The sequence below is a fragment of the Nocardioides sp. NPDC127514 genome, assembly GCF_040302125.1.
Taxonomy (GTDB): Bacteria; Actinomycetota; Actinomycetes; order Propionibacteriales; family Nocardioidaceae; genus Nocardioides.
The window spans coordinates 108,907-127,457 of the sequence record NZ_JBEORF010000022.1 but is presented as its reverse complement, the minus strand read 5'-3'; the positions used below and the strand labels follow the sequence as shown (position 1 = coordinate 127,457).

16 protein-coding genes are annotated in these 18,551 nt (G+C 68.9%); 7 read left to right on the top strand and 9 right to left on the bottom strand.

The genetic code is table 11. The annotated features are described in order from the left end of the window. Positions 1-201 precede the first annotated feature (201 nt). Together ABTX24_RS18525 and ABTX24_RS18520 are read right to left on the bottom strand one after the other, a co-directional pair. Positions 202-1,575: an RNA polymerase sigma factor gene (locus ABTX24_RS18525; RefSeq protein WP_502890399.1), complete on the bottom strand. Its 1,374-nt coding sequence runs from the start codon at positions 1,573-1,575 to the stop codon at positions 202-204. 334 nt (positions 1,576-1,909) lie between these two features. Further along, on the bottom strand, positions 1,910-2,488 hold the full coding sequence (locus tag ABTX24_RS18520) for an HhH-GPD-type base excision DNA repair protein (RefSeq protein WP_160024252.1): 579 nt from the start codon (positions 2,486-2,488) through the stop codon (positions 1,910-1,912). Here ABTX24_RS18520 and ABTX24_RS18515 point away from each other — a divergent pair. Beyond that, positions 2,439-3,830, top strand: a complete 1,392-nt coding sequence (locus ABTX24_RS18515; protein WP_350841576.1) for a glycosyltransferase — start codon at positions 2,439-2,441, stop codon at positions 3,828-3,830. The genes ABTX24_RS18520 and ABTX24_RS18515 overlap by 50 nt on opposite strands. 96 nt (positions 3,831-3,926) lie before the next feature. Next, entirely contained in the window at positions 3,927-4,382 is a 456-nt protein-coding gene (locus tag ABTX24_RS18510; RefSeq protein ID WP_350841574.1) for a hypothetical protein, read from the top strand. On the opposite strand, the gene ABTX24_RS18505 is transcribed toward ABTX24_RS18510, so the two are convergent. Beyond that, positions 4,379-5,302: a DUF4192 domain-containing protein gene (locus tag ABTX24_RS18505; RefSeq protein ID WP_350841573.1), complete on the bottom strand. Its 924-nt coding sequence runs from the start codon at positions 5,300-5,302 to the stop codon at positions 4,379-4,381. The two genes, ABTX24_RS18510 and ABTX24_RS18505, sit on opposite strands and share 4 nt — an antisense overlap. A 137-nt stretch (positions 5,303-5,439) precedes the next feature. Here ABTX24_RS18505 and ABTX24_RS18500 point away from each other — a divergent pair, with 137 nt between their 5' ends. From ABTX24_RS18500 to ABTX24_RS18490, 3 genes are all read left to right on the top strand, one after another. Beyond that, positions 5,440-6,750 carry a DNA polymerase IV gene (locus tag ABTX24_RS18500; protein ID WP_350841571.1) on the top strand — a complete coding sequence of 437 codons (1,311 nt, stop codon included), beginning with the start codon at positions 5,440-5,442 and terminating at the stop codon, positions 6,748-6,750. A 150-nt stretch (positions 6,751-6,900) separates the two neighbouring features. Next, positions 6,901-9,036, top strand: coding sequence for a S9 family peptidase (locus ABTX24_RS18495; RefSeq protein WP_350841569.1), 2,136 nt, complete (start codon positions 6,901-6,903; stop codon positions 9,034-9,036). Positions 9,037-9,240: 204 nt separating this feature from the next. Then, positions 9,241-10,188, top strand: coding sequence for a sigma-70 family RNA polymerase sigma factor (locus tag ABTX24_RS18490; protein ID WP_160024257.1), 948 nt, complete (start codon positions 9,241-9,243; stop codon positions 10,186-10,188). Between the two features lie 104 nt (positions 10,189-10,292). Here ABTX24_RS18490 and ABTX24_RS18485 read toward each other — a convergent pair whose 3' ends face one another. The 4 genes from ABTX24_RS18485 to ABTX24_RS18470 all read right to left on the bottom strand — a co-directional run bounded on the left by ABTX24_RS18485 (position 10,293) and on the right by ABTX24_RS18470 (position 14,456). Next, a complete protein-coding gene (locus tag ABTX24_RS18485) occupies positions 10,293-11,432 on the bottom strand; it encodes a DNA polymerase IV (RefSeq protein ID WP_350841567.1) in 1,140 nt (379 codons plus the stop codon). Between the two features lie 35 nt (positions 11,433-11,467). Further along, positions 11,468-12,760, bottom strand: coding sequence for a glycoside hydrolase family 3 N-terminal domain-containing protein (locus ABTX24_RS18480; protein WP_350841565.1), 1,293 nt, complete (start codon positions 12,758-12,760; stop codon positions 11,468-11,470). Between the two features lie 89 nt (positions 12,761-12,849). Further along, entirely contained in the window at positions 12,850-13,437 is a 588-nt protein-coding gene (gene coaE, locus ABTX24_RS18475) for a dephospho-CoA kinase (RefSeq protein WP_350841563.1), read from the bottom strand. 41 nt (positions 13,438-13,478) lie between these two features. Then, positions 13,479-14,456, bottom strand: a complete 978-nt coding sequence (locus ABTX24_RS18470) for a helix-turn-helix domain-containing protein (RefSeq protein WP_160024261.1) — start codon at positions 14,454-14,456, stop codon at positions 13,479-13,481. An 89-nt stretch (positions 14,457-14,545) separates the two neighbouring features. On the opposite strand from ABTX24_RS18470, the gene ABTX24_RS18465 reads away from it, so the two are divergent. Further along, a complete protein-coding gene (locus tag ABTX24_RS18465; RefSeq protein ID WP_160024262.1) occupies positions 14,546-14,707 on the top strand; it encodes a hypothetical protein in 162 nt (53 codons plus the stop codon). A gap of 143 nt (positions 14,708-14,850) precedes the next feature. On the opposite strand, the gene rpsA is transcribed toward ABTX24_RS18465, so the two are convergent. Beyond that, positions 14,851-16,332: a 30S ribosomal protein S1 gene (gene rpsA, locus ABTX24_RS18460; protein WP_008361841.1), complete on the bottom strand. Its 1,482-nt coding sequence runs from the start codon at positions 16,330-16,332 to the stop codon at positions 14,851-14,853. A gap of 252 nt (positions 16,333-16,584) precedes the next feature. Here rpsA and ABTX24_RS18455 point away from each other — a divergent pair, with 252 nt between their 5' ends. Next, positions 16,585-17,472 carry a class I SAM-dependent methyltransferase gene (locus ABTX24_RS18455; RefSeq protein ID WP_350841561.1) on the top strand — a complete coding sequence of 296 codons (888 nt, stop codon included), beginning with the start codon at positions 16,585-16,587 and terminating at the stop codon, positions 17,470-17,472. Between the two features lie 82 nt (positions 17,473-17,554). On the opposite strand, the gene pgfA is transcribed toward ABTX24_RS18455, so the two are convergent. Beyond that, positions 17,555-18,517, bottom strand: coding sequence for a cell envelope lipid trafficking protein PgfA (gene pgfA / locus ABTX24_RS18450; protein WP_350841559.1), 963 nt, complete (start codon positions 18,515-18,517; stop codon positions 17,555-17,557). Positions 18,518-18,551 lie beyond the last annotated feature (34 nt).

Here is an 18,551-nt window from a genome sequence, read left to right as displayed (position 1 = left end):
CCGACCGCCCGGATCCGCACACCGACGTCAGCCTCTGGTTCGTCCTCGCCCACGACCACCGAGTCCCTCATTCTGCTGTTGTGGGCGACGAAGGTAGACCTTCGCCGCCCACAACTGCATTCTCGGCGTCCCGCGTCTGCGGGAAATGGCGAACGCCCTCCCAGAAGTCCGGGAAGGCGTTCGAGGAGATCTTAGCCAGATTCAGTCGAGATAGTCGCGCAGAACCTGCGATCGGGACGGGTGTCGCAGCTTCGACATCGTCTTGGACTCGATCTGGCGGATGCGCTCGCGGGTGACCCCGTAGACCTTGCCGATCTCGTCTAAAGTCTTCGGCTGACCGTCGGTCAGGCCGAAGCGCATGCTCACGACGCCGGCCTCACGCTCGGAGAGCGTGTCGAGCACCGCGTGCAGCTGCTCCTGGAGGAGCGTGAAGGAGACCGCGTCGGCCGGGACGATCGCCTCGGAGTCCTCGATCAGGTCGCCGAACTCGGAGTCGCCGTCCTCACCCAGCGGGGTGTGGAGCGAGATCGGCTCACGGCCGTACTTCTGGACCTCGATGACCTTCTCCGGGGTCATGTCGAGCTCCTTGGCCAGCTCCTCCGGGGTGGGCTCGCGGCCCAGGTCCTGGAGCATCTGGCGCTGGACGCGCGCGAGCTTGTTGATGACCTCGACCATGTGCACCGGGATACGGATGGTGCGGGCCTGGTCGGCCATGGCGCGGGTGATCGCCTGACGGATCCACCAGGTGGCGTACGTCGAGAACTTGTAGCCCTTGGTGTAGTCGAACTTCTCGACCGCACGGATCAGACCCAGGTTGCCCTCCTGGATCAGGTCCAGGAAGAGCATGCCGCGACCGGTGTAGCGCTTGGCGAGCGAGACGACGAGTCGGAGGTTGGCCTCGAGGAGGTGGTTCTTGGCGCGCTTGCCGTCCTCGGCGATCCACTCGAGCTCATCGAGGATCTTCGGGGTGATCTTGCCGCCCTTGCCGAGCTTTTCCTCCGCGAAGAGGCCGGCCTCGATCCGCTTGGCGAGCTCGACCTCCATCTCGGCGTTGAGCAGCGGGACCTTGCCGATCTGCTTGAGGTAGTCCTTGACCGGGTCGGCGGTCGCGCCGGCGACCATGACGGTCTGCTCGGGCTCGTCGGTGTCGTCGGAGGTGGAGACGACGAAGCTCTGCTTCGAGGCCTCCTTCTCGTCTTCCTTGATCGTGGGATCGGCGGCGACATCCTTCTCGAACTGCTCGTCGGGGATGTCGGGAAGGATCTTCTTGCCGTCGGGACCGAGCTGGACGACCGGGGTCTCGTCGTCGGTGTCGGTGTCGTCGACCTCGATGTCGTCGACATCGACCTCGACGTCCTCGAGGACGATCTCCTCGCCGTCCTCGTCGATCTCGGTCGTCTTCTTCGGCTCGGGCTCATCGGCCTTCTTCGCCGCGACCTCGGTGGCAGGCTTCGCGGGCGCAGCCGCCGCCTTCTTGGCGGCGGCCTTCTTCGCCGGTGCCTTGGCCGTGGTCGTCTTGCGGGTCGAGGTAGTCGCCGCCGCGGCACGGCCGGTGACGGCGGTGCCGAGGTCCACCGAGATGCCGAGCGTGCTCAGGTGACCGAGCAGTGCCTTGAGGTGCCTGGGCTCGACCGCGGCATCCTCGCTGGCCTGGCGGACCTGGTCGGGACTGACCCGTCCGGTTGGCTTGGCCTGGTCGATCAGCGCCTTCACGGCAGGGTGGGCGAGTACCTCAGCGGGTATCTTGCGCGCGTTCGAGGACACGAACACCTCTCCGTCGAACTTGGTCGAGACTTATCAAAAACTGGGTTTGGGCGCGGCAGGGCCCGGGGTCGTCAAGAGCCGCAGATTCATTCTGCCACGATGGTGGTGAACATTCCCCATCCGGGGCATTATGTCCCCCAGCAACTCATCCGGCTGCTTTGGCTGCGGCTTTCTTCTGCTGTTTGTAGTCACGTACCTTCTGCAACGACGCAACGTCGACGACGTCAGCCACAGAACGGTAACCATCGAGCGCGTAGTCACCGACGGCCTCCTGCCAGCCATCGGGCCGCACTCCCAGCTGCTTGGCCAGCAGGGAGACGAAGATCTGCGCCTTCTGCTTCCCGAAGCCCGGGAGCGCCTGAACCCGCTTGAGCAGGTCCTTGCCGCTGGTGGCCTCGGTCCACAGCCGGGTGACGTCGCCGCCGTACTCGTTGGTGACGATGGTCGCGATCCCCTGCACCTTCGCCGACATCGAGCCGGGGAACCGGTGGATCGCGGGCGGCGTCGAGGCGATCGTCTTGAACTCCTCGGGGTCCATCTCGGCGATCTTGGCGGGGTCCAGATGGCCAAGGCGGGTCACCAGCTTGTGACCTCCCTTGAACGCATCCTCCATCCGATACTGCTGATCCAGGGCCATACCCAGCAGCAGCGCGAACGGATCCTCGGAGAGCAGCTTGTCGGCGGCCTCGTCGCCGGTGATGTGGAGAGAAGGCATAAGGGACATCCTGCCTCATCCAGAAAAGCAACACGCGGTCGAAGCCGAAGGCAGCCGCCGGAGAGCGATACGGTTTCGTGCAGTCGGCACACCGGGCGTGAGACCGCCCGGGTCCAGGAGGGACGTTTCGATGGCGACCGTGCTGTTCTGTCCGGTGACCTTCAACCTGGCCGAGACCACCCGAATGATCCAGGTCGCTCAAGCGTTGAGTCCGAGCCACCGTGCCGTGTTCATGGGCTACGAGGACGACTACGTCGACCTCATCCGCGATGCTGGCTTCGCCTACATCTCGCAGACTCCCGCGTTCACGCGCCAGCAACGCGAGCAGCTGATCGCGTTCGATCAGGGCAAGACGTTGAAGAACCCCTTCACCGAGCGGGTGGTCGCCGACCGCGTCTCGATCGAGCGGCAGGTCATCCGTGAGCAGGGCGCCTCGGCCGTCGCGACCGGCTCAAACCTGACGTCCTACATCTCCGCCCGTGCCGAAGGCGTACCTCTCTACTACCCGGTCCCGTTCGCACTGACCGAGCCGCAGGTGCGCCAGGCACGGCAGCTGTTCCTCGTGGAGGGAAGGGGGCGCACCGCGCGATTCATGGATCGAATGGCCACCGCCGCGTTTCGCTGGATCTATACCAAAGCCCCGCTCGCCCCACGCTCGTTCACGACCGTGGCAATCGCGAACGGCGTGCCTCCGATGCGGACCATCTCCTCGCTCCTCACCGCTGATCGCAACTTGATCACCGAGATGCCCTGGGAGCTCGAGGGCTTCACGCTGCCGGATGGCTTCGAGCGAGTCGGCCCGATCTTCGCCCACATCGAGGCGCCGATGCCGTCGATCGTCGAGGAGCTGGCGGCCGCATCACGGCCGCTGGTCTACCTCGGCCTGGGATCCTCGGCGAACCGTCGGCTCGCCGTCGCTGCGGCCCACGCGCTCGGCACGCTTCCCGTGAACGTGATCGCCCCGATCTCCCACTACCTGGGCGCTGGCGAGACGCTTCCGCCGAATGTTCACGTGACCGGACTGCTGCCGGCGCACCGGCTCGGCGGCTTGGTCGACGCGGCTGTGCTGCATGGCGGACAAGGCACGATCCAGACGGCTTGTGCCACCGGTATCCCTTTCGTCGGTATGGGGTTGCAGCCGGAGCAGACCTGGCACGTGCGGATGTGCGAACGGCGCGGGAACGCGATCGCGGTATCGCCGAAACGCGTCGGGTCACCCGCGTTCGTCGACGCCGTGCGTCGTGTCCTCGATGATCCGGGCATCCGCGCCGCCGCCTCGGAGGTGCAGCAGGCGTACGCCGGAGCGGATGGTGCCGCAGCATCCGCCCGGATCATCGAAGCGGGGCTATGAGCCGGCGGGCGAACCCCAGGACGTCGCGCCGCACCTGAGGTCCGGGCCTGTGGAAAGACGGTCGCGGGATTCCGGCGTCCGTTGCACGCTAGGCCCATGGCCACCATGCCCACTCTGTCCGAGACGTCCATCGAAGGACTGCACGAGCCGCTCTCGCCTGTGCTCGAGAAGCGGTTGCGACGTGCTGTGCTCGACCACACCGCCACCGAGCACCGGCGCTCGTTCCTGGCGCTCGTCCACCTCGGCATCCCGGGCGGCAAGGAGGTCGCCCACGCGCATCGCGAGGATGAGCCCACCGACCACTGGCTGCGCACCGACATCATCCACAGCATGCGCCGCCGGGTCGGCGCGCCGGATCCGATCGTGTGGCTGACTCGGGCCGGCGAGCTGGGGATCGAGGACGTCGACCTCCGCTGGCTCGCCGCCGCCCGGGCTGCGTTCCGGGAGATCGGGGCACCCCTGACGTACGTCGTGGTGACCCGCAACGCGTGGGTCGACCCACGCTCGGGGCTCAGTCGCCGGTGGAAGCGGCTGCGCTACCGCAACGACTAGGCCGGATGCCCCGTCCGGAGCGCCTCCTCCCAGGCCGTCGGAGGAACGGCACCCTCGAGCATCTGCGCGACCAGCACCCCGAGACCGTGGTGACGCTCGCTCGCGAAGCACCTGTCGAGCGCACACCAGGCAAGCGCGCCGTCACCACCCAGCCAGGCGGCGAAGGCCAGCACGGCGGCCGGGTGGGCGACATGGTCGTCGGGGCTGCGGCGTACGACATCGGTCCACAGACGCACGTGGGCCCTGGCCTCCTCCCGGGTCATCCCGCCCCAGGCGGCGTCACGCCGCTGCGGGTCACGCAGCGCGAGCAGCAGGGAGGCGATCTGGGCGGCTGACAGCATCGTCCCGGCGACCGCGTCGTCGACCAGCCGGCCGACCTCGTAGATCTTCATCGACGTCGCCTGCTCCAGCGCCGCCTCGGTCTCGGCGACGGCCTCGGGCACCGCGGCGATCGAGGCGGCCAGCTCGGTGCGCGAGCGGCGCACCAGATGTCCGTCGTAGACCGCCTGCGCGCGGAACGGATGCGCCCCGACATCGAAGGGCACGCCGTCCTCGGAAACACCGTGGAACCCGAGCGGGTCGAACCACCGGCCGTCCTGCACCCGCAGGCACCCGATCAGGTCGATCTCGCACTCGGCGAGCCGCTCGGCGAGACGGCGGGCGATCTTCACCCCGAATCGCGGGCCACTGTCGTAGAGGACGAGCAAGACACCACGCACCTGGTGGCGGACGGCGGGCAGGAGCAGGCTGTCCAGGCAGCCCTCGACCTCGTCCGGCGGAGGTAGGTCGATCCGGCCGTGGACCTGATGCTCACCGCCGAAGGTCAGCATGACGATCGACTTCTCGGGCTGGAAGCCGAGCAGGACAGGGACTGCCGCCAGAACGTCCTCGGGACGGGCGATGGAGAGTTTCGTGGTCATGCGGACCACACTCCCCGCGACCCACCGACAGTTTCGGCGCCAATAACCGTGCCTGTGGACAACCGCCTCCCCAACCTCGCCTGTGGATGGTCAGCGGCCCGGGCCAGACTGTCCCCGCTGCCAGATAGGTTGCCACCATGAGAGCGCAGGCGTCGGTGATGCACCTCGACCTCGACGCGTTCTTCGCCTCGGTCGAGCAGCGCGACAAACCGTCCCTGCGCGGCAAGCCGGTGGTCGTGGGCGGCATCGGCGGACGCGGCGTGGTCAGCACCGCCTCCTACGAGGCCAGGACCTTCGGCGTCCGCTCGGCGATGTCGACCCGCGAGGCCCGCGCGCTGTGCGGGCACGCCGCCTTCCTCTACCCCCGCTTCCATGCCTATAAGAAGGTCAGCGAGCAGGTCTTCGGGATCCTGCGCGACCTCTCGCCGCTGGTCGAGCCGCTCTCGCTCGACGAGGCCTTCGTCGACCTCGCCGCTGCCGACCTCCCCGACCTCGAGGTCGAGACGGTGACCGCGACCGCGTCAAGGATCCGCGAGGAGGTCGCCGAGGTCACCGGCGGCCTCACCGCCAGCGTCGGACTGGCCAGCTCGAAGTTCATCGCGAAGATCGCCAGCGACCTCGACAAGCCCGACGGCCTGGTCGTGGTGCCTCCCGGCACCGAGCTCGACCTGCTCCGCCCGATGAACGTCAAGGTCATCCCCGGCGTCGGCCCCGCCACCGCCGAGCGCCTGCGCCGCGCGGGCATCCACACGGTGGCCGATCTGGAGCAGGTCAGCGTCGAGGAGCTCGTACGCCTGGTGGGCAAGTCCCACGGCACCAACCTCTACAAGCTGGCAAGAGCCCAGGACGACCGCCGCGTCGAGCCCGAGCGCGAGACCAAGTCGGTCAGCGTGGAGGGCACCTACGACACCGACCTGACCGACCGGCCGCTCATGGAGCAGATCCTCACCCGGCAGGCCGGCGAGGTCGCCGCCCGGCTGAAGAAGAACGGGCTCTCGGGCCGCACGATCACGATCAAGGTCCGGCTCTACGACTTCACCACGATCAACCGCTCCGCGACCCTGCCGGCGCCGACCGACCAGCCCGGCACCATCGCCCGCCTGGCCAGGACCCTGCTCGGCGAGCTCTTCACCGCCGGCGAGACAGCCGGGGGCGTACGCCTTCTCGGGGTCGGCGTCTCCGGACTCGCCGACTGGATCCAGGAGGACCTCTTCGGCGACGACACCGAGGAGGACACCGAGCCCGACCTCCCGCTGCCCGAGCCGGTGCGGCGGCCGTCCTGGGCGGCCGGGATGGACGTCGTCCACGCCGAGATGGGCCGCGGCTGGGTCTGGGGCTCGGGGCGCGGTGTCGTGACCGTGCGCTTCGAGACCGCCGAGACTCCTGCCGGTCCGGTGAGGTCGTACGCCGTCGACGACCCCGACCTGCAGCCGTTCAGCGAGTCCTGACGCCCCCTCCCCCGGCTCGATCTCGCCGTCGCGGCGAGCGGGTGCAGTATCGCGCCAGACGACCAGGGTGTGCGATAGCGCGACGCGATACGACCGGCGCGTCGGTGCCGTGCTCGGGGCTTCCAGGGTCGCGGGGATAGGGTCTCGTTCATGTCTGCCGACCTCTCCTCGACCCCGTGGCCGATCGCCCCCAAGAAGCCCTCGTCCAAGCAGTTCCACGGCCTGACCCGGACCGATGACTACGAGTGGCTCCGGGAGAAGGAGAACCCCGAGGTCATCGCCTACATCGAGGCCGAGAACGCCTACACCAAGGAGCAGACCGACCACCTCGCCGACCTGCGCACCCAGATCTTCGAGGAGATCAAGGCGCGCACGCTCGAGACCGATCTGAGCGTCCCGACGCGGTCGCGCGGCTACTGGTACTACGGCCGCAGCTTCGAGGGGAAGCAGTACGGCGCGAGCTGCCGGGTGAAGGTCGCCGACGAAGACGACTGGACTCCCCCGACCCCGGCCGACGTCACCCACGACCAGCCGGCGCTCCCCGGTGAGGAGGTGCTGCTCGACCTCGACGCTCTCGCCGAGGGCCACGACTTCTTCAGCCTCGGCGGATCCTCCGTCAGCCCGTCGACCACCCTGCTCGCCTACGCGACCGACGTGACCGGCGACGAGCGCTACACCGTGCGCGTCAAGGACCTCACCACCGGCGAGCTGCTGAGCGACGAGCTCACCAACGTCCACGGCGGCGCCACCTGGGACCGCGACTCCGCCAACCTCTACTACACGACCGCCGACGAGTCCTGGCGTGCCGACAAGATCTGGTGCCACCGCCTCGGCACCAGCCAGGACGAGGACGAGCTGGTCTTCCACGAGACCGACGACCGGTTCTGGGTCGGCGTGGGACGGACCAAGTCCGACCGGTTCATGTTCATCGGCACCGCCGCGAAGATCACCGCCGAATACCGCTTCCTCGACCTCGACGACCCGGACGCCGGCTGGCAGGTCTTCGCCGCCCGCGAGGAGGGCGTCGAATACTCCATCGAGCACGCCACCATCGCCGGCGAGGACGTCTTCCTGGTCACCCACAACGCCTCGGGGCCGGACTTCGAGATCGCCACCGCGCCGATCGCCCCGACCCCGCGGACCGAGTGGCAGCCGCTCGTCCCGCACACCCAGGGCGTACGCCTGGAGGACGTCGACGCCTTCGCCGGCCACCTGGTCGTGCACCAGCGCAGCGAGGGCCTGACCCAGCTCCGCATCCTGGAGCTCGGCGAGAACGGCGTCGCCGACGACTACCTGGTGAAGTTCGACGACGAGCTCTACACGATCGGCTCCGGTTCCAACCCCACCTTCGGGTCCCCGGTCGTGCGGCTCGGCTACACCACGATGCGCACCCCGGCCTCGGTCTACGACTACGACGTACGCAGCCGCGAGCTGACCCTGCTCAAGCAGGCCCCGGTGCTCGGTGGCTACGACCGCGACGACTACGAGGAGCACCGGCTCTGGGCGACGGCCGAGGACGGCGTACGGGTGCCGATCTCGATCGTGGCGAAGAAGGGGCTCCACGAGACCGGGCCGATCCCGGTGCTGCTCTACGCCTACGGCTCCTACGAGGCCAGCATGGACCCCTACTTCTCCATCGCCCGGCTGAGCCTGCTGGACCGCGGGATCGGGTTCGCGATCGCCCACATCCGCGGCGGCGGCGAGATGGGCCGGGCCTGGTACGACGACGGGAAGATGCTCAAGAAGCAGAACACCTTCTCCGACTACATCGCCTGCGCGCGCCACCTCGCCGAGACGGGCTGGTCGACGCCCAGCCAGATCATCGCCGAGGGCGGCAGCGCCGGCGGACTGCTGATGGGCGCGGTCGCCAACCAGGCGCCCGACGCCGTGGGCGCGATCGTGGCCGCGGTGCCTTTCGTGGACGCGCTGACCACGATGCTCGACGCGACGCTTCCGCTGACCGTCACCGAGTACGACGAGTGGGGCAACCCGGAGGCCGACAAGGAGACGTACGACTACATGTCCTCCTACGACCCCTACACCAACGTCACCCGGCAGCACTACCCGCCGATCCTGGCCGAGACCAGCATCAACGACACCCGCGTGCTCTACGTCGAGCCCGCGAAATGGGTCGCCAAGCTGCGCGCGACGGCAGAGAATCCTGGTGACGTACTGCTGAAGACGGAGATGGCGGCCGGACACGGTGGAGTCTCGGGGCGCTACAAGGCGTGGGAGGACCGAGCGTTCAGCCTTGCCTGGATGATCGACCAGGTGACCTCTTCGTAGGGCATATCTGTGGGGTTCTCGGGGTACTCCATGAGAAACCCCTGAGATTCACCTCGCGATGCAACTTATCGCCCGCCGCGTACGTCGAACCGGACAAGAGATCGAAGACGGATTCGATGACAGGCGCTCTACCAGGGAACACCTGGGAGGGGCGAAGCGTTGAAACCACCGTGAGGCCACAAACCTCACCGTGAGGAGGTTCCCATGGCGACACGCACCGCCACTGCCACCCGAGAGATCGAGGGCCGTGACAGCGTCGGGCTGTATCTCGACGAGATCGCCCGCAACGAGCTCCTGGATGCTGCCAAAGAGGTTGAGCTGTCCAAGGCGATCGAGGCCGGCCTGATGGCCGAGCATCTGCTGGCCGAGGGCCGCGTCGGCCGCAAGAAAGCACCCGGTGGAGCCACCCGAGCCGAGCTGGAGTGGCTAGCCGAGGAAGGCCACCGCGCCACCCGTCAGTTCATCAACGCCAACCTGCGACTGGTGGTGTCCATCGCGCGCAAGTACGGCCGCGCGCAGATGCCGATGCTCGACCTGATCCAGGAAGGAAACACCGGCCTGATCCGGGCCGTTGAGAAGTTCGACTACACCAAGGGCTACAAGTTCTCGACGTACGCGACGTGGTGGGTGCGTCAGGCGATCACCCGTGGCATCGCGCAGCAGGCGCGTGTGGTCCGGCTCCCGGTCCACGTCGTCGAGGAGCTCAACCAGGTCGGCGGCGCCCGCCGCACCCTGGAGCGTCAGCTCGGCCGTGACCCGGAGCCGGAGGAGATCGCCGCCGAGCTCGGAATGGACATCGACCGCGTCCTCGACCTGCTCTCCTGGGGTCGTGACCATGTCTCGCTCGACACGCCGATAGACGAGGACGGCGACACCTCGCTGGGTGACCTGATGGCTCAGGAGTCCTCGCCGTCGCCCGACATGGACGTCATCGACGTCGAGTCGCGCGAGCGGCTCAACTCGCTGGTCGGCCAGCTCGACGAGCGTTCCGCCGACATCGTCCGCTCCCGCTACGGGCTCACCGACGGCCGTCAGCACAAGCTCGCCGACATCGGCGTCAAGCACGGCATCTCCGCCGAGCGCGTACGCCAGCTCGAGCGCGAGGCCCTGCAGAAGCTGCGCCGCTTCGCAGACCCCGACCTCGCGGCGTAGCCACCCACAGCCGAGGCGTCACTTACACAGATCGAGTTGGCACTGTAGTGCCAACTCGATCTGCGTATGTGACGCTTCGGCCTGCGCGAGCGACGTCTCGGCGGTCAGTAGCCGCCGGGCGGCGGAGCCATCTCCAGACGTACGCCGATCAGGCGGATCGGGCGGTCCTTCTCGACCCGCTCCAAGAGCGCCTCCGCCTCGTCGGCGAGACGGTCGGGGTCGAGGGTGGGCTCGGGGAGCTTGTGGCCGCGGGTGACGGTGAAGAACGGCTTGAGGCGCACCTTGATCTCGACCCTGGTCACCGGGCGACCCTCCTTCACCACGTCCACGAGGCACTCGCCGCACAGGCGGCGGGTCGCGGCGACGATGTCGGGCCACTCGACGAGGTCCTGCTGGAAGGTCTCCTCGTGGCCGTGGCCGCGCGCGACCCACGGCGAGGGGTCCACGGGGCTGGTGTCGGCGCCACGGCCCAGACGGCGCAGCCAGGGGCCGGTCGTGGGGCCGATCTCGGCAGCCAGACGCTCCGCCGAGGCCGCTCCCAGGTCGGCGACCGTCTCGATCCCGAGCCCGGCGAGCCGCTTCGCGGTCTTCGCCCCGATCCCCCACAGCGCGTCGGTCGGACGGTGACCCATCTCGGCGTCCCAGGTCTGGTGGGTGATCCGGTAGACGCCGGTCCCCCGCAGCTGTCCGCCCGGCCCGGGCTCGTGACCGCCCGCACCGGCCTCCCGCGCGAGGGCACCGTCGACCCGCTGCTTGGCGAACCCCGTGGCGAGCTTCGCCTGCAGCTTGTTGTCGCCGACACCGACGCCGCTGCGCAGCCGGGTGCGTTCGAGCACGAGATCGCGTACGTCCTGGGCGAAGGCCGCCGGATCGCCGAGGTCGCCGTGGTCGGGGCCGGGCCCGAGGAACGCCTCGTCCCAGCCGAGGACCTCGACCAGGACAGGTACGCCGCCCCACTCCAGCGATCGCAGCGTGTCCATGACACCCGCGGAGGCCTCGTCGTAGGCCACGTGGTCGACCGGCAGCAGCACCGCGTCGGGGCACTTCCGCACCGCCAGCCGCAGCGGCATCCCTGAGCCCACCCCGTGCGCCCGAGCCTCATAGGAGGCCGTCGAGACCACCGCCCGCTCGGTCGGGTCCCCGCGCCCACCCACGATCACCGGCCGGCCAGCCAGCTCGGGCCGGCGTAGCACCTCCACCGCCGCGATGAACTGGTCCAGGTCGACGTGCAGCACCAACGTCATGCGTCGATGGTGCCACGAACCGCCGCAGCGAGGCGTCAGCCTTGCGAGGCTGCCTCGGACAGAGCCGCGGAGGCCCGCTCCGCCTGCTGGCGTACGTCACCGGGAACCGGCACCGCACCGGCGGTGCGCTGCTGCCACAGCTGCATGGCGACGACCTTCGCGGCGGCGTCCTCGACGAGCGAGCGCTCGAGGCGACCGGAGCGCAGCGCCTTGACGACGCTGCGGTGGGCGGCCTTGGAGTTGGCCGGCATCAGCAGGAGGTCGGCGCCGGCCTCGAGGGCGGCCACCGAGGGCTTCTTGGTGGTGGTCGTGACCGCGCCCATGCCCAAGGAGTCGGTGACGGCGATGCCGTCGAAGCCGAGGTCCTTGCGGAGCAGGTCGTAGATGGGCGCCGCCATGCTGGCCGGCTTCCCGGGGGCCACGGCCTTGACGTCGACATGGCTGATCATGACGGCCGGCGCGCCGGCATCCACGGCGGCGTCGAACGGCACCAGGTCGCGGCGCTTGAGCTTCTTCTTCCCGAAGTCGAGCTCCTGGAGCCCGAGGTGGGTGTCACCGGTGACCGCGCCGTGCCCAGGGAAGTGCTTGGTGGTGGAGACCAGACCGGCGGCGTTGTAGCCCTGCACCGCCGCGGAGACCGCCGTCGCGGCGATCTTCGGGTCCCCGCTCGGGGAACGCGAGCCGATCGTCGGATCGGCCGCGCCGACAGTCACGTCGGCGACCGGCGCGAACGCCCAGGTGAAGCCCAGGTCGCGCAGCTCGAGCGCCGTCGTCCGCGCCGCCTCGGTCGTCACCTTGACTCCCTTGCCCGGCTTCGCCTCGATGGCATCGCCGGTGCGCGCGAACTCGGGGAACTCGGTGGCCACGCCGCGCAGGTGGGAGACGACGCCACCCTCCTGGTCGACGCCGATCACCGCGGGGAACGAGCGGCCATCAGCCGCCACCGCACGGGAGACCGCGGCGGTCGTCTCGCGCACCTGGGCCTCGTCGACGACGTTCTCGCCGGTCACGCTGACGCCGGCGAGGTGGAGCTTGCGCACCATCTTGGCGGCCTTGGCCGGGTCGGTGCCGTGGTAGCGGCCGACGATCACCTGTCCGGCGAGCTGCTCCTCGTCCCAGCCCGACACCAGCTCGCGGGCGGTCGCCAGCTCTCCGCGCGTGGGACCCCAGGCCAGCGGCGTGGTGTCCTTGGTCGCGTCGGTCCTCGTGGTGGCATTGGCCGGCCTGTTCGGCTCGTCCTCGACCCTCGTCGGCATGCCGACGGTCACCGCTGCCGCGCCCGCACCGGCCGCCAGGGCCAGCACGGCACCCGCGATCACCGGTCGCATCCAACGCCTCGGCCGACGCCGCTGATCCTCTGAATCGGTGTGCTTGCCCCCAGTCACGCGGCCGAGTATGTCAGCAACCCCCACTCATCTCACGAACCGGCGAGTGCGTCGTAGATCTCCTGCACCCGCTTCCGCAGGTCGTCGAGGGTGCCGGTGTTGTCGATGACGTACGTCGCCGCGGCGAGCCGATCCTCGCGACTGGCCTGCGCGGCGATCCGGGCCCGGGCGTCGATCTCGGTCATCCCACGCGCGATCGCCCGCTCGACCTGGGTCTCGACCGGTACGTCGACGACGATCACCTCGTCGAAGAAGGGGGCGTAGCCGACCTCGACCAGCAGCGGGATGTCGTTGACGACCAGCTTGCCGGCCGTCCGCCCCGCCCCCTCGAGCTCCGCGGAGCGCGCCCCGACCAACGGGTGCACGATCGCGTTGAGCCGCTCGCGGGCACCCTGGTCGGCGAAGACGATCTCCCCCACCTTGGCCCGGTCGAGCGCACCGGACTCGGTCAGCACCGACGGCCCGAACTCCGCCACGACCTGGGCGAGCCCCGGTGTGCCCGGCTCGACGACCTCCCGGGCGATCTTGTCCGAGTCCACGATCACCGCCCCGAACCCGGCCAGCAGCTCCGACACCGTGCTCTTCCCCGAGGCGATCCCGCCGGTGAGTCCTACGCGCATGGCCCCAACCTAATGGGACCGCCGTCGGCGCCTCACGCCGCCTAGGCCGGCATGGCCGAGTCGAGGCTGTCGCTGCAGGCGAACCGGCGCCGGTAGGCCTGCGGGGAGAGCCCTCGCACGCGCGTGAAGTGGTGTCGCAGTGCCGCGGCGTTGCCGAAGCCGACCTCGCCCGCGATCCACTCCACCGACCGGTCGGTACGCTCCAGCAGCTCCTCGGCCCGGCGGACCCGCTGGGCGGTGATCCAGGCATACGGCGTCGCCCCGGTCTCGGCACGGAACCTGCGGGCGAACGTACGCGGCGACATCAGCACCTGCCGGGCCAGCGAGTCCACGTCGAGCTCCTCGTGGAGATGGGCCGTGATCCAGGCCAGCAGCGGGCCCAGGGTCTCCGCGTCGGGCTCGGGCACAGGGTGGGAGATGAACTGTGCCTGTCCCCCGTCGCGCTGCGGCGGGACGACCATGCGCCGGGCGACGGCCGAGGCGACCGCGGCGCCGTACTCCTGGCGCCAGATGTGCAGCGCGGCGTCGAGCACGGAGGCGGTGCCGGCGCTGGTGACGATCTGGCCGGTGTCGACGTAGAGGACCTCGGGGACGACCCTCGACTCCGGGAACCTGCGCTGGAGCTCGGTGGCGTACTTCCAGTGGGTGGTGCACTCGATCCCGTCGAGAAGGCCGGCCTCGCCCAGGGCGAAGGCGCCCGAGCAGGCGGTGAGGAATCGGGCACCGCGCGCGTGAGCGCGCAACAGGGCCTGCCGCACCTCCTCAGGCAGCGACCCGTCGGGACCACCGAAGGCGGGGATCGCGATCAGGTCTGCCTCCTCGAGCCGCTCCAGACCGTGCGGCGCCTCGAGCATGAAGCCGAGGTTGGTGCGCACCATGCCCGCCGTAGGCGCACACACTCCGAACTCGAGGAACGGCACCCCGTCATCGCGCCGGTCGATGGCGAAGGCCTCGCAGACCGCACCGAACTCGAAGGGGGCGACACCGTCCCAGATCACCGCAGCGACGTTCCTAAGCACCTCAGAAGGGTGCCAGTTGGCAGGAAATCGCGCAACTTAGGCATTTCTGCCAATGTGGCAGGAATACCTGGTAGCGAAGAATTACTGCCATGAACACAGCACTCATCGTCCTCATCGCCCTGCTCGCCGTCGCCGCGTACGCCACCTTCGCCTCCGTCCGCAGCGACCGCCCCAAGACCGCACCCCGGTCGCACGCCACCGACCCGGCCTTCGAGCCGCAGAGCAGCCTGCCAGGCGTCAGGTGGCCCTAAAACCCGAATGCCCGGCCCCACAGGGGCCGGGCATTCGTGCGTTTTCAGAGCATCCGCGCTTCGCGCGGTTACTCCTTCGCTCGGCACGAGCGGACGAGCAAGCTCGCCGCTCGACCTCGCTCCAGTCGTCTCAGCTCACGCGTTCACTGACCGCCGGTCAGCTTCTCGCGGAGAGCCTGCAGCGCCTCGTCGGAGGCGAGGGAGCCGCCCTCGTCCTCGGAGACGGTCTCGTCGACCGAGCCACCCGAGGAGTAGGAGGTGGCCTCGCCGGCCTCGGCAGCCTTCTCGGCGGCCTCCTGCTGCTGCTTGATGTGGGCCTCCCAGCGAGCGTGGGCCTGAGCGTACTGCTCCTCCCACTTCGCGCGCTGCTCGTCGTAGCCCTCGAGCCACTCGCCCGTCTCCGGGTCGAAGCCCTCGGGGTAGATGTAGTTGCCCTGGTCGTCGTAGGTCGCCGGCATGCCGTAGAGCGTCGGGTCGAACTCCTCGACGTCGGTCGAGGTGACCGTCTCGTTGGCCTGCTTGAGCGAGAGCGAGATGCGACGACGCTCGAGGTCGATGTCGATGATCTTGACCATGACGTCGTCGTTGACCTGGACGACCTGCTCGGGGATCTCCACGTGGCGCTCGGCCAGCTCGGAGATGTGCACCAGGCCCTCGATGCCCTCCTCGACGCGGACGAACGAACCGAACGGCACCAGCTTGGTGACCTTGCCCGGGACGATCTGGCCGATCTGGTGGGTGCGGGCGAAGTGCTGCCACGGGTCCTCCTGGGTCGCCTTCAGCGACAGGGAGACACGCTCGCGGTCCATGTCCACGTCGAGAACCTCGACGGTGACCTCGTCACCGACGGTGACGACCTCGGACGGGTGGTCGATGTGCTTCCAGGACAGCTCCGAGACGTGGACGAGACCGTCGACGCCGCCGAGGTCCACGAACGCACCGAAGTTGACGATCGAGGAGACGACACCCTTGCGGATCTGACCCTTCTGGAGCTGGGTCAGGAAGCCGTGGCGTACCTCGGACTGGGTCTGCTCGAGCCAGGCACGGCGCGACAGGACCACGTTGTTGCGGTTCTTGTCGAGCTCGATGATCTTGGCCTCGAGGGTCTGACCCACGTACGGCTGCAGGTCGCGGACGCGACGCATCTCGACGAGGGAGGCCGGGAGGAAGCCACGCAGGCCGATGTCCAGGATGAGACCACCCTTGACGACCTCGATGACCGCGCCCTCGACGACGCCGTCCTCCTCCTTGACCTGCTCGATCGTGCCCCAGGCGCGCTCGTACTGCGCGCGCTTCTTGGACAGGATCAGGCGGCCTTCCTTGTCCTCCTTCTGGAGCACCAGGGCCTCGACCTTGTCGCCGACCTCGACAACCTCGGACGGGTCGACGTCGTGCTTGATCGAGAGCTCGCGCGACGGGATGACACCTTCGGTCTTGTAACCGATGTCGAGCAGGACCTCGTCCCGGTCGACCTTGACGATGACACCGTCCACGATGTCGCCGTCGTTGAAGTACTTGATGGTCTCGTCGATCGCGGCGAGGAAGTCCTCTTCCGACCCGATGTCGTTGATCGCGACCTGAGGCGCGTCGTAGTCGGGAAGAGGAATGTTGAGCGTGCTCGTCATAAGGGAGGTGGTTTCCTTGGGTGGACAGATATCGTCGGGTCACACACGGCTCAAGTCTCGGGTCGGCCACCCCTCGCCGGCACCAGCACAAACAGGCTTCGTCGCCCGGCGTGAACCGGCGGTCGAGGTAGCAAGCCAAGGTCCACTAGGTCTGGGACCCGGGCAGACTTCAGACGCAGTTTCTTAGCCTACGCTCCAGCCACAGGCCCCGTCCAACTGTCGACGTCACCGCGCTGGGCATACCCTGTAGCCGTGGACCAAGCCATCAGCCCGGTCGTTCGACCGGAGGCGCCCATCGATCCCTTCGGCGCGATCGAAACCATCGGAACGACCGGCCCTGTGGTCAGAGCCGAGCGGCGTACGGTCGGGGAAGCCGAGTCGCGCCGCGCGAACGGCCCCGACTGGGACCGCTACGCCGACGAGTACCAGGCCACGCACGGACCGTTCCTCGGTGAGGCCGGGTTCGTCTGGGGTCCGGAGGGCCTGACCGAGGCCGATCTCGGCATCCTCGGCGACATCAGCGGCAAGGACGTGCTCGAGCTCGGCTCCGGCGCCTGCCAGTGCTCCCGGTGGGTGAACACCCAGGGCGGGCGCGCGATCGGCCTGGACCTATCGGGCCGCCAGCTCCAGCACTCCCGGCGCCTCGACGAGCAGACCGGCGTGGTCGTGCCTGCCGTGCAGGCCACCGCGACCGACCTGCCCTTCGCGCGCGACGCCTTCGACGTGGTCTTCTGCTCCTTCGGCGCGCTGCAGTTCGTGAGCGACATCGCCCACGCGCTCGCGGAGACCTCCCGCGTCCTGCGGCCCGGCGGCCGCTTCGCGTTCTCGATCACTCACCCGACGCGGTGGATGTTCCCCGACGACCCCGGCCCCGAGGGCCTGATCGCGGCGCAGTCCTACTGGGACCGCACCCCCTACGTCGAGGTCGACGACGAGACCGGCAAGGTGTCGTACGTCGAGCACCACCGCACGCTCGGGGACTGGGTCTCGTTGCTGGCCGGTGCCGGGTTCCGGATCACCGACCTGGTCGAGCCCGAGTGGCCCGAGGACCACGAGCGGGTCTGGGGCGGCTGGTCGCGCACCCGCGGCCTGCTGACCCCCGGGACCGCGATCTTCGGCGCCGACCTGGCGGGCGGCTAGACCCGCTCACAAAAGCCGAGCGCGGGCCCGGGAGCTGGTAGCTCCCGGGCCCGCGAACGTCGATGCTGGCGTGTGCTGAGCCTCAGGCGTCGACCAGGGTGCGGTCGTCCGCGGCGGCGTGGGCGCCACCGTTGGGCTTGCGACCGCGCAGCGCCAGCCACAGGCCGATCAGCAGGAAGACCAGGCCGGCGACGACGCCGCCGACGGGGATCCAGGTGCCGATCAGGTTGAGCTGGGCGATGTTGTCCTTGGCGTCCTCGGCGTTGTTGGAGACGGTCTCGTCGGAGTAGCTCATGTCGGCGTCGATCAGCACCATGCCGGTGCTGGTGACCATCTTCTGGGTCGCGCTCTGGTCGATGTAGGAACCGGTGGTCGGCTCGACGAAGATCGTCTGGGTCGCCTCGTAGGTGCCCCGGATGTCGTCCTCGGTGTCCTTCACCCCGTCCTCTCCTGCCGAGAGCGACGCGTCGTCCTCGGAGGCGGAGACCTCGAACTGGTAGGTCTTCACGCCCTCGACGTCGACGTCGTCGACGTAGGTGGCGATGACGGTCGTGCCGAGCGTGTCGTCCCAGTACTCGTAGTCGTGGCGCTCGGTCTCGAACGGGAACTTGCCGGCCAGGCCGGTCATGCCGTCGACGGCCCGGTCCTCACCGACGTACTTGGCCTGGTCCTCGACGACCTCGGAGCTCTTGCGGTCCATGGCGTAGGCGCGTTCGGTGGTGGTCACCACGCGGTCGTCGTCCTCGGCGCGGGCGCACGGAGGCGTGTCGCCCTCCTGGATCATGATGCAGCCGGCCTCGACGAAGACGACGACGTCGTCGGTCGACTCCTTCGGCGCCGCCTCGGTGGTCCGGGTGTACTTCACCGGAACTGGGGTATCCGACTTGGCCAGCGCGCCGCTGGCGGTGCCGTCCAGGACCGTCGTGGTGTTGACGTTGAGCGGCACGGTCGCCGCGGCGTCCCGGCCCCAGAAGCCCGCTACCGCGGCAGCGACCAGCGCGAACGCGCCGACCAGCAAGAAGATGTAACCAATCACTCTTCGCATGTTTTTGCCCCTCCCAAGGCCTCAGTTCCCCCCT